This window comes from Hyphomicrobiales bacterium, assembly GCA_030688605.1.
Taxonomy (GTDB): Bacteria; Pseudomonadota; Alphaproteobacteria; order Rhizobiales; family NORP267; genus JAUYJB01.
This window is the reverse complement of sequence record JAUYJB010000050.1, coordinates 1-10,802: the sequence shown is the minus strand read 5'-3', so window position 1 is coordinate 10,802 and position 10,802 is coordinate 1. Positions and strand designations below refer to the sequence as shown.

The window sequence follows — 10,802 nt, the reverse complement described above, 5'->3', positions numbered from 1 at the left end:
TGGGCCAAATCGGCCCACCGGGTTCGTTGCGGCGCTCGCCCGATATCCCGTATCGCGCGTCGCGCCGCGCCTGCCCGGATGAACCGATTTGGCCCATCGAATCGATTCCCTATAACCATGAACCGCTCTAGAATGTTCGTGGGATCGATCTCCTGGAGGCAACCCCGCCTTGTCGAGCCGTCCCGGACAAATAACCGCGCGCACCATGGCGCTGACGGCGGTCGCGATGCTGGCATTCGCGGCCAACTCATTGCTGTGCCGGCTCGCCCTGGGACAGGGACTCATCGATGCGGCGAGCTTTACCACCGTCAGGGTGGTTTCCGGCGCGGCGACGCTCGGTCTGATCGTGCTGCTGCGGGGGCAAATGCGCGTGCGCGGCGGCGGCGATTGGCGAACCACGGCCATGCTGTTCACCTATATGGCGTTCTTTTCCTTCGCCTATCTGTCGCTCGCCGCGGGCACGGGCGCGCTGATCCTGTTCGGCGCGGTTCAGCTTACGATGTTCATTTTCGCGCTTAGGCAGGGCGAGCACTTCCCGCTCGTCTCATGGGGCGGACTGACGCTCGCCATTCTCGGGCTCGTCTATCTGGTCTCGCCGGGCGTGACCGCGCCCGACGCTCTCGGCGCCCTGCTCATGGCGGTCGCCGGAATTGCCTGGGGGTTCTATTCGCTTCTGGGCAGGGGTGTGGATGATCCCCTTAAAGCCACCGCCACAAGCTTCATCTATTCGGTGCCCTTGGTGCTGATCGTGAGCCTGTTCTTTTGGCGTGATTTCATGAGCTCTTCGAGCGGCCTCGCCCTGGCGGCGGCGTCGGGGGCGCTTGCCTCGGGCTGCGGCTATGTCATTTGGTACGCTGCCCTACCCGGCCTGACGGCCACCCGCGCGGCGACCGTTCAGCTCTCCGTACCGGTGATCGCGGCGTTCGGCGGCGTCGTCATGCTCTCCGAGGAGATCACGCTGCGTCTGCTGCTGGCATCGGCCGCGACGCTGGGCGGCGTCGCGATCGTGCTGGCGCAGCGCGCCGTTAAGGAGTCGCCCTTACAAGACGAAAGCGGCTGACCGCCGCTTTGCCAATGACGGGATATCCCCCGCGAGCTGGAGCCATTACCAAGGTCGGTAGGACCGCGTTCTAGGCCGATCTTGCGGCGCGCTTGCCGGCGTAAGCGGCTAGCCGCTCCAAGGCCGCATCCAGCACCTCGTCCTGCTTGGAAAAGCAGAAGCGGATGAAATGCTTCGGCGCGTCCGCGCCGTAAAAGGCGCTGACCGGAATCGCCGTGACGCCGGCCTTCACGGTGAGCGTTCGGCAGGCCTCGACATCCTCCTGCTCGAGGCCGAGCGGGCGCACGTCGGCGGTGATGAAATAGGTGCCCTGGCAGTCGATGACGCCGAAGCCGATCTCGTTCAGGCCGGCGGCAAGCCGGTCGCGCTTGCGCTGCAATTCGCCGGCGAGCTCCCGGTAGTAGGCATCCTCCTTGCCGAGGCCATAGGCGACGGCCTTCTGCAGGTTCGGCGCGGTGGTGAAGGTCATGAACTGGTGCGTCTTGGCGACCGGCTGCAACAGCTCAGGCGCGGCCGTGACATAGCCGACCTTCCAGCCGGTGAGCGAGAAGGTCTTGCCGGCCGAGCCGAGCTTGAGGCAGCGCTGGCGCATGCCCGGCAGCGTGATTAGCGGCACGTGCGGCCGGCCGTCGAAGACGATGTGCTCATAGACCTCGTCGCAGACCGCATAGGCGTCGTGGCGCAGGATGAGCTCGGCGATCAGCTCGAGCTCCGGGCGGGTGAAGACCTTGGCCGCCGGATTGTGCGGGTTGTTGAGAAGGATCAGCTTGGTCCGGTCGGAAAAGGCCGCCTTGAGGGCGTCCGGGTCGAGCGCCCAGTCCGGCGGGGTTACGCGGACCGGCTTCGGCACGCCGCCGGCGCGGCGCACGATCGGCAGATAGCTGTCATAGAGCGGTTCGATCAACACCACCTCGTCGCCCGGCTCGATGAGCCCGAACAGGCAGTCGGCGAGCGCCTCCGTCGCGCCCGAGGTGACCAGCACCTCGCTCCGCCAATCGACGTCGAGCCCGTAGAAGCGCTTTTCGTGGGCGGCGACCGCCTGGCGCAGCTCGGCAAGCCCCAGCATCGGCGGATACTGGTTGGAACCGTCGATGACCGTCTCGGCGGCGATGCGGCGCACGTCCTCAGGCCCGTCCTCGTCGGGAAAGCCCTGGCCGAGATTGATCGCCTCATGCGCGATGGCGAGCCGCGACATGACCTCGAAAACCGTCGTGCCGAGGTCCTGGAAAAGACGGTTGGCGGGTTTCATCTCGCGCCCTCCCCTGGCATCGGTCGGACGATAGGGGGGTGCTGCTGCCGGCGCAAGCGCGGCAGAGGGCCGGTGTGCGCCGGCGAAGGCCCGAAGCGCGCACGATTGCGGCCGTCATAGGTCTGTCATGGTGCGCGGACGGATCGGCGGAACCGATCTCGTTCAGGGGGCTTTGCCGCCCCCAACTCATCCGCCATGCGAAGCGGCGCGTCCTCCAGTCTCGCGGGCGAACCGGACGAGGGCCGCGTAGCGGTAAAAGCCGTGCACGAACTTGCCGTAGGGAAAGCTTAAAAACAGCGCGAAGACGAAGCCGAGATGGAGGGCGAGAAGCACGCCCATCGCCGGCGTCTCGCGCAGGGCCAAGAGCGCCAGCCCGGTGACGCCGTTGAGGAGCAGCATCCACAGGAAGGCTGCGGCCATGCCGCTGCGCGTCGAGGGCGCGATTTCCGGCGGCCGGCGGCGCTTTTCCCGCATCATGCCGACGGGACCGATGACGAGGCCGACCCCGCCGAGCGTGCCGAGGATCACCACCGGGCTCGTCCACGGGTATGGCGCCTCCAGGCCCAGGGCATAGTGATAAAGCGTCGCGGCCAATGTCGAGGCAAGACACAGGAGGAAGCCGTAAAAGGCCAGATGGTGATAGAGCTTGCGTCCGTCGCGGCCCCGTTCGTCTTCAACGGGGCAGCCCGCCCCGCCGCCGTCAAGATAGGCGAGCGTGCCCGTGTGCCCGGCGGCGACAAGAAGGTCGCGCCCGGCAATCGGGCCGCCGCCGGTCGCGCGCCAGAAGCTGCGAAGGCCGGCCACGATGGCAATGACCGCGTAGACGAACACGGCCCCGAACAGCCCGATCATCGCATCGTGCGGCATCAGGCGGTAGAACGCGCCTGCCCCCGCATGCGCCGCGAACACCGCGCCGGCGTCATTGAGAGCGACGAAGCCGACAATGAAAAGCGCCACCGAGACGGCCGCGACGAGGCAGATCACCACCAGGTTTTTCGCAAATGCCGGCGCCAGGAAGCCGGGCCATACGTGCCGCGCATAGGACTTCGCCCGCAAACTCGAAAAGGCCTTGGGAACGTTGACGGCGAATTCGTGCGGCGGCGCATACTGGCAGGCGGTAAAGCAGGCGCCGCAATCGTGGCACAGATTGGCCAGATATTCGGCCTCGGACAGCGGAAAGGCCCGCCTCAGCTCCATCGCCGGAAACACCGCGCAAAGGCCCTCGCAATAGCGGCAGGCATTGCAGATCGTCATCAGGCGGGCGACTTCCGCAGCAGCCGAGCCGGCTTTGTCAGGGGGCGAAATGGGCACCGGCCTCCCCGCCTGCTATGCGTCCGAAGACGGCGCCGATGGTCATGCCGAGGCCGGCGAGATAGCCCTGGCCCAGCACGTTGCCGGCCATGATCTCGCCGGCCGCGAACATGTTGGATGAGGGCCTGCCATCGTCCATGAGGACGCGTGCCTCGCGGTTCACGCCGACGCCGAGATAGGTGAAGGTGATGCCGGGGCGAAGTGGATAGCCGTAGAAGGGCGGCGTGTCGATCGGCCGCGCCCAGTGGGACTTGGCGGGCTCGAGCCCCTCCGTGCGGCAGTCGTCGAGCACGGTCATGTCGAAGCTGCCGGCGCGGCAGGCCGCGTTGAAGGTCCCGACCGTCCGCTGCAGGGCCGCCGGATCGAGCCCCATCTTCTCGGCGAGGCCGCCGATCGTCTCGGCCTCTTCGGGCGGAAACACCGAGGGTATGAATAGATCGAGCGACTTTGCATCGATGACGGCGTAGCCGACCTGGCCGGGCTGGCCTGCGACCAGCCTTCCCCAGATGGCGTAGCGCTTTGGCCAGAAATCCTCGCCCTCGTCGTAGAACCGCTCCGCGTCCCGGTTGACGACGATGCCGAAGGGGACGCAGTCGAGCCGGGTAACGATGCCGCCGTCGAACTTGGGCGCCCTTCCGTCGATGGCAACGGCGTGGCACTGGTCCGCCTCGCCGACGGAGCGCACGCCGGCATCGAGCAGAAGCCTCAGGACCTTGCCCTTGTTGTAGGGCGTGCCCCGCACCAGGAAATTTTCCGCAGCCTCCCCCCAGCCCTCCTTCAGCCACTCGATATTGGCCTCGAAGCCGCCCGAAGCGGCGATCAGGCTCGCAGCCTCGACGCGCTCAACGCCCGCTTGCGTCGCGACCTCGGCGGCGCGGAAGGTCCCCTCTTCGATCTCAAACCCCACGACTTCGGCCCCGTAGCGGACCTCGACGCCGAGCGCCTCGGCCTTGCGATAAAGCACCCTGAGCAGCGTCTTGCCGCCGCCGAGAAAGAACGCGTTGGTGCGCGACAGCGACAGCGTTCCGCCGAGCGAGGGTTGAAACAGAACGCCCTCACCGCCGAGCCAGTCCCACAGCGATTTCGACTGCTCGATGGTGAGCCGCGCCAGCTCCTCGTCGGTCTTGCCGCCGGTGACGCGCCAGAGGTCGTCCATGAACTCGTCTGCCGGGTATGGGCCGGTGAGCGTGGCGGTCGCCGCGTCATGGGCGAGCCGCAGATTGCGCGTATGCCTCGTATTGCCGCCGCGCCAGTCGCGCGGCGCCGCCTCGACGACCAGCACGCGGGCGCCGGCCTTGGCGGTCGTTACCGCCGCGCACATGGCCGCGTTTCCGCCTCCGGCAATCAGGACGTCATAGCTTGGCATGGTCGCGTCCATTTTGTATACCAATGCATACGATATCGAATGCGCCATTTTCAAGGGCCTCCGTCCGGCGGCAAAACGGCAAAGGATCGACAATGATGAAAACCGCGGATCTAGTCGACCAGCACGATGCGCTGGTGCGTTTCTGCGACCTGCCATTTCTGAAGTTCGGCCGGGTGAAGGCGTTTTGCGGCCCGATCGCCACCGTGAAATGCTTCGAGGACAATGTGATTCTGAAAGCGATGCTGCAGGAGCCGGGAGAAGGTCGCGTGCTCGTGGCGGATGCCGGCGGGTCGACGCGCTGCGCCGTTGTCGGCGACATGCTGGCGACCCTGTTACGCGACAGCGGATGGGCCGGCATCGTCATCAACGGCACGATCCGCGACTGCGACGAGATCGACGCGATGGAGGTCGGCGTCAGGTGTCTTGCCACTTCGCCCAAGAAGAGCGCCAAGGACGGCTACGGCTATCGCGACATCCCGGTGAGTTTCGGCGGCGTGACCTTCGTGCCCGGCCACTGGGCCTATTGCGACGGCGACGGCGTCCTGGTGAGCGAGGAAAGGCTCGTCGGCTAGATGTGAGCTTTCATTAGGTTGTCCATCCGGTCCTGAGCGAGGAAGCTGAGGTTGCGAGACTTCAGTGATTCCTTGGAGGACCGGATGAACATCCATAAGAATGCCCGTCTGACGCCGCTCGGTCGAGAGCGGATAGCGATGCAGGTGCTGGGCGGGGAGACGCCGGAGGCCGCCGCACGAGCCTGCCGCCGATGGCTCCAGCGCCGAAGATGCAGAATTTCATCGGTCGTCGCCTGGCGCTACATGAACCGTTCGGCGCCGCCCGAGGCCTCGATGGTGCAGCCGGTGACGAACCCGTTGCGGGCAGAGGCGAGAAAGGCGGCGATGGCCCCGATCTCCTCCGGCACGCCGAAGCGGCCCACCGGTGTATATTCGGCGCCGACGCGCGCCACCAGTTCCTCGTCGGATAGACCGGCAAGATCGGGCCGCGTCTGGCGCACCTTGGGGATCATGTTCCGTTCCCAATTGCCCGTCCGAATGGCGCCGAGCGCGATTGCATTCACCAGGATGCCATAGGGCGCAACCTCGAGCGCGAGACACCGGGTGAGATTGTTGATCGCCGCGCTCAGCACATGCGAGATCATCAGCTTCGGGTTGGGAAAGATGCCGCCGATGGACGACATGTTGACGATGCGTCCCCAGCCGCGCTCGCGCATGTGAGGAATGGCGGCCTGGTTGAGGCGTATCATGGCATGGAGCTTCACCTCCTCCATGCCCTTCCAATCCGCGTCCGTCGTCTCAAGCAGCCCGCCCGCCTGGGCGCGGCCGGCATTGTTGACGACGATGTCGACGCCGCCGAACCGCTCCACGGCCTTGTCGACGAGAGTCCGTCCCGCGACCGGATCGGTGACGTCGAGCGCAACGCCCTCGACGTTCGGGCCGTAGGCGTCGCGAATATCGGCGACCGTCTCGGCAAGGCGCGCTTGCCCGCGCGCGGTCAAGACCAGCTTGACGCCGGCGCCAGCAAATTCGCGCGCCACCGCTTCGCCGACGCCGACGCTGGCTCCGGTGACGATGGCAACCTTGTCCTTGATCCGCAGATCCATCTTCGCTCTACGACCGCCCCCTCTCCGGATTTGCGGTTCGCGTCCTCAGCTCCGCGCAATTTTCAGCGCCATATGTTCGGCATGCCGGGGCAACGTAATCTCGAAATGGAAGCTGTCGGTCGCATAGTAGAACGTCATCAGCTCCAGCACGTTGCCGGTGGTCGAATAGGTAATCCGATCCAAGGTCAGACACATCTCGTCCGGCTGCATGTTGAGCGCCGCGGCCACGTCCGGCGTCAGTGCCCTCGTGTGGATGATGTGCTTCACTTCCTTGATCGGGATGTGCATCTCCTCCTCGAAGACGGAGTAGGAGGTTTCCTTGAGGTGATCGTCGCGGGCGAGCACATGGGCAACCCCGCTCATGGCGAGAGGCAGAAACAGGTCAACCAGCGCGATCGGCGCGCCGTCAACGGAGTAGGAGCGTCTCAGACGCGTCACCTGCTGATCCGCCGTGCCCAACAGCTCGCTGACATGAGCCGGCGGCAGCAATTGCTCCAATGCAAGAACCTTCACGTCCGGCTCGTGGCCGCGCTCGCGCAAGGCTTCGATGATGGTCTTGGCCTCGCGGTTGAGCTTCTGCTTCACCTGCGGGGCGCGGACGAAGGTTCCCTTTCCCTGACGCCGGTAAATGAGCCCGCGGTCCTCCAGGTTGGATAAGGCCTGACGCACCGTGATCCGGCTTACCTTGTACTGCTCCACCAGCAGAGCTTCGCTCGGCAACATGTTGCCATGCGAAATCTCCGCCGAGTGGATGCGGCGTTCGAGCGCCTCCACCAGTTGCAGGTAGAGCGGCCTTTCGGATTCTCTACTGATCTCGGCCGGTTTGTCGTTCATGTCCCGTTATCCTCGATAATTCGCAATGGAGCGGTTCCCGGTCATATGTCGAAGCGCGACTTGAACCGTTCCATGCCCACGGTAATACTCTTGACCTGCGTATATTCGTGCATCGCCTCCACGCCGTGCTCTCGTCCTATCCCGCTCATCTTATAGCCGCCGAACGGGATTTCCGACTGATAGCCGTAGGCGTTCAGGAAGACATTGCCGCTCTCGAGCCGATTGGCGATCCAATTGCTCTTGCGGATGTCGTTGCACCACACATAGGACGCCAGGCCGTAGTCGGAGGCATTGGACATGGCAATCGCCTCGTCAAGGTCGCCATAGGTCGTAACGCTGAGGACCGGACCGAACAGCTCCTCTTTTGCCACCTCCATATCCGGCGTAACGCCCGTCAGGATCGTCGGCGGCATGAAGTTGCCCTCCTCCAGACCGGCGCCGGTGGCCTTCTGGCCGCCGCAGACGAGGGTCGCGCCCTTCGCCGTTGCGCCCTTGACCTGGGCAACGATCCCTTCAAGGCGGCGCGCGGTCATCAAGGGACCGAGCTGCGTCGACCCGTCGAGGGGATTGCCCATCGGAATGCGGGTCGCCTTGTCGGCAAGATCGGCAACGAATTTGTCGTGCATCCGCGGCGGAATAAAAAGCCGCGTTCCGGCAAAACACACTTCCGCCTTGCGCGCAAAAGCCTGGGTGAGAACGCCGTCTATCGCCTCGCCCCAATCAATCCCATCGCAGACGATGATGGGACCCTTGCCGCCGAGCTCGAGCACCGCCGGTGTCACATGGGCTACGCATTGGCGCAGGATCTCCTGGCCGCCTTCCGTGCCGCCGGTGAAGATCACCTTGCGGACGCGCGGATGCTCGACCAACGCCTTGCCGACCGTGCGCCCGGAGCCGGTAACGATGTTGACCGTGCCGGCGGGAAAGCCTGCCTCTTCGACGACCTTGGCGAAGCGCAGAATGCTCAGCGGCGCCACGATCGACGGCTTGATCACCATGGTGTTGCCGCAGGCGATGGCCGCCGCGAAGCCGCGCGCCATCAGCTTGAGGGGCGTATTCCAGGGCACGATCTGCGCGATCACGCCGAACGGCTCGCGCCGCGTATAGTTGAGACGCGCGCCGAGATCCTGGTAGCTGCCTTCCAGCTTGCCGGCAAAGCCTGCGAAATACTCCATGTGCAGGGCGGACGTGGCGACTTCCATCCGCGTCTCGCGGATGGGAATGCCGGTGTCCATGGACTCCAGCGTGGCAAAAACCTCCAGGTCCCGGCGAAGCAGCTCGGCGACCCGATGCAGAAGCACGCCGCGCTCCCGGCCCGTGAGCTTGCTCCAGGCGTCATCCTTGAATGCGGCATACGCCGTTTCGGCCGCCTCGTCGACCTGGGCATCGCTGGCCGGCGCGACACGGCAGATCGCCCGGTTGTTGTACGGATTGAGGATGTCCGCCGGCTTGCCGCCGCCGCCCGGAACCCAGCTGCCGTCGATAAAGAGATCGGTGACAAGATCGGCTTTGACTTCGGCTAAGGCAGTAACCGTCATTTTTCCCCCGCTTCGGTTGCATCACGAGTCCCCGCTCGGGCCGGCCGCCCGGGTTCCATGGTCAAAGTTTTGCCGCCGCCGAGCTCCCGCCAGAACGACCAGCCCAGATAGACGACAAACAGGACGATGAAGGTCAGGCTGATGGGCTTTTGGAGGAAAATGAATGGATCGCCGAGAGCGATGATCAGCGACATGCGGAACTGCTCTTCGAGGATCGGGCCGAGGATCAGCGCCAACAGCATCGGCAGGACGGGATAGTTCCACCGCTTCATGAAATAGGCGAGCGCCCCGAACGCCAGCATGATCCAGATGTCGAGGACGCTGTTCTTGAGCGCAAAGGCGCCGATGATGCACAACAGCACGATTGCCGGCATCAGCATGCGAACCGGGATGCGGACAGTCCTGACGAAGAGCGGGATGCCGATCGTTCCGACCACGGCCAGAATCGCCAAGGCGACGGCGAAGGATCCGAACAGTCCGTAGACGATGTCGGCATTGTTCTGAAACAGCAGCACGCCCGGCGTCAGCCCCTGGATCAACAGAGCGCCGAGCATCACCGCCGTTACCGGGTCGCCGGGGATGCCGAGAACGAGCATCGGAATCAGTGCGCCGCCCGTCAGCGCGCTGTTGGCGGCCTCGGGCGCGGCGATGCCTTCCGGCTGTCCCTCGCCGAAGGGCACGTCGCGGCGCTTGGAAAAGCGCTCCGCATATTGGTAGCTGAGGATCGCCGCCACGGCGCTGCCGGTGCCCGGCACCGCGCCGATCAGGGTACCAACGGCGGACGAGCGCAGGATGCAACCCGCCAATGATTTCAGTTGCCCGAAAGCCTCCCGCACGCCCTTCATCGCGTGCACCACGGGCGTCATGTTCCGCACCTCCCGGCGCTGATGGTCCCAGAGGCTTTGGATTGCCACCGGCAGGGCGAACATGCCGATCATGACGGGGATGAACGATACGCCCTGCTGCAGGACGACGGTGTCGAACACATAGCGCGGCGAGGCGGTGATCGGATCCATGCCCGTGGTGGCCACGGCGAGCCCCAGCCCGGCGGAGATCAGACCACGGCGCAGCGAGCCTTCCGAAAAGCCTGCGACCAGCGTCAGCCCGAGAAGAACGAGCGCCGCCTGTTCCGGCGCGCCGAACTTGAGCGCAATTTCGGCGATTTGCGGCGCCACGAGGATCAGCACCACGAGGCTGAAGGCGCCGCCCAGAACGCTGGAGAGGAAGGCGATGCCGAGGGCAAGGTCCGCCCGGCCCTTCTGCGCCATCGGATAGCCGTCGCGATTGGTAATGACCGAGGCCGGATTGCCGGGGATGTTGAGGAGGATCGCCGATATGGCGCCTCCGGCCATCCCGCCGACGAAGACGCCGATCAGAAGCCCGAGGGACGGTTTGCTGGCGAGATAGAAGGTGAACGGCAACAGCAGCACGACGGCCATCGACACGGTCAGGCCCGGAATCGCCGCCATCACAAGACCGAGCGCGACGCCCGCCACGGTGAGCAGCAGCGTCAGCGGTTCCAGCGCGTTGATGATGCCGTCCAGGAGATAATGCAAAGACCGCCCCTATCGCTTGCCGCAAGCTAGAGCGGGTCTTGGCCATATGGAATCAATTTGATGGGTCAAATCGGTTCATCCGGGCAGGCGTGGGCCGCGAAGCGCGATGTGGGGCATCGGGCGAGCGCCGCAACGAACCCGGTGGGCCGATTTGGCCCACCGAAGGCCGGGTTCTTTTGCGCCGTGGCGGTGTGGCGGCTGTTGGCCGAGGCACCGCATCGCCCGGCGAGCCGCGCCGGGCCACGGCGAAAAATCATCCCGGTAAACTGG

General features: G+C 65.2%; 10 protein-coding genes. 2 read left to right on the top strand and 8 right to left on the bottom strand.

All coding sequences use genetic code 11. The features are described 5' to 3' along the window. Positions 1-169: 169 nt before the first annotated feature. Positions 170-1,060 (top strand): DMT family transporter, encoded by an 891-nt coding sequence (locus tag Q8P46_06110; GenBank protein MDP2619736.1) that lies wholly within the window; start codon positions 170-172, stop codon positions 1,058-1,060. A 70-nt stretch (positions 1,061-1,130) separates the two neighbouring features. On the opposite strand, the gene Q8P46_06105 is transcribed toward Q8P46_06110, so the two are convergent. From Q8P46_06105 to tcuA, 3 genes are all read right to left on the bottom strand, one after another. After that, entirely contained in the window at positions 1,131-2,309 is a 1,179-nt protein-coding gene (locus tag Q8P46_06105) for an aminotransferase (GenBank protein ID MDP2619735.1), read from the bottom strand. 186 nt (positions 2,310-2,495) lie between these two features. Further along, positions 2,496-3,620: a tricarballylate utilization 4Fe-4S protein TcuB gene (tcuB, locus tag Q8P46_06100; protein ID MDP2619734.1), complete on the bottom strand. Its 1,125-nt coding sequence runs from the start codon at positions 3,618-3,620 to the stop codon at positions 2,496-2,498. After that, positions 3,601-4,986, bottom strand: coding sequence for an FAD-dependent tricarballylate dehydrogenase TcuA (gene tcuA / locus Q8P46_06095; protein MDP2619733.1), 1,386 nt, complete (start codon positions 4,984-4,986; stop codon positions 3,601-3,603). The genes tcuB and tcuA overlap by 20 nt, the downstream gene beginning before the upstream one ends. 92 nt (positions 4,987-5,078) lie before the next feature. Between tcuA and rraA the strand changes: the two genes are divergently transcribed. Then, positions 5,079-5,558, top strand: coding sequence for a ribonuclease E activity regulator RraA (gene rraA, locus Q8P46_06090; protein MDP2619732.1), 480 nt, complete (start codon positions 5,079-5,081; stop codon positions 5,556-5,558). A 239-nt stretch (positions 5,559-5,797) separates the two neighbouring features. Here the strand turns inward: rraA and Q8P46_06085 are convergent, their stop codons facing one another. The 5 genes from Q8P46_06085 to Q8P46_06065 all read right to left on the bottom strand — a co-directional run. Further along, entirely contained in the window at positions 5,798-6,604 is an 807-nt protein-coding gene (locus Q8P46_06085) for an SDR family oxidoreductase (GenBank protein ID MDP2619731.1), read from the bottom strand. A gap of 45 nt (positions 6,605-6,649) precedes the next feature. Then, positions 6,650-7,438: a GntR family transcriptional regulator gene (locus Q8P46_06080; GenBank protein MDP2619730.1), complete on the bottom strand. Its 789-nt coding sequence runs from the start codon at positions 7,436-7,438 to the stop codon at positions 6,650-6,652. Between the two features lie 41 nt (positions 7,439-7,479). Further along, entirely contained in the window at positions 7,480-8,976 is a 1,497-nt protein-coding gene (locus tag Q8P46_06075; GenBank protein MDP2619729.1) for an aldehyde dehydrogenase family protein, read from the bottom strand. Then, on the bottom strand, positions 8,973-10,532 hold the full coding sequence (locus tag Q8P46_06070) for a tripartite tricarboxylate transporter permease (GenBank protein MDP2619728.1): 1,560 nt from the start codon (positions 10,530-10,532) through the stop codon (positions 8,973-8,975). The genes Q8P46_06075 and Q8P46_06070 overlap by 4 nt, the downstream gene beginning before the upstream one ends. Positions 10,533-10,597: 65 nt before the next feature. After that, the coding region (locus tag Q8P46_06065; GenBank protein ID MDP2619727.1) for a hypothetical protein at positions 10,598-10,802 on the bottom strand (205 nt) is incomplete at its 5' end.

Coding starts and splice junctions, on each gene's coding strand:
- Q8P46_06105 (MDP2619735.1), bottom strand. CDS start 2,309: ATGAAACCCGCCAACCGTCTTTTCCAGGACCTCGGCACGACGGTTTTC.
- tcuA (MDP2619733.1), bottom strand. CDS start 4,986: ATGCCAAGCTATGACGTCCTGATTGCCGGAGGCGGAAACGCGGCCATG.
- rraA (MDP2619732.1), top strand. CDS start 5,079: ATGATGAAAACCGCGGATCTAGTCGACCAGCACGATGCGCTGGTGCGT.
- Q8P46_06085 (MDP2619731.1), bottom strand. CDS start 6,604: ATGGATCTGCGGATCAAGGACAAGGTTGCCATCGTCACCGGAGCCAGC.
- Q8P46_06080 (MDP2619730.1), bottom strand. CDS start 7,438: ATGAACGACAAACCGGCCGAGATCAGTAGAGAATCCGAAAGGCCGCTC.
- Q8P46_06075 (MDP2619729.1), bottom strand. CDS start 8,976: ATGACGGTTACTGCCTTAGCCGAAGTCAAAGCCGATCTTGTCACCGAT.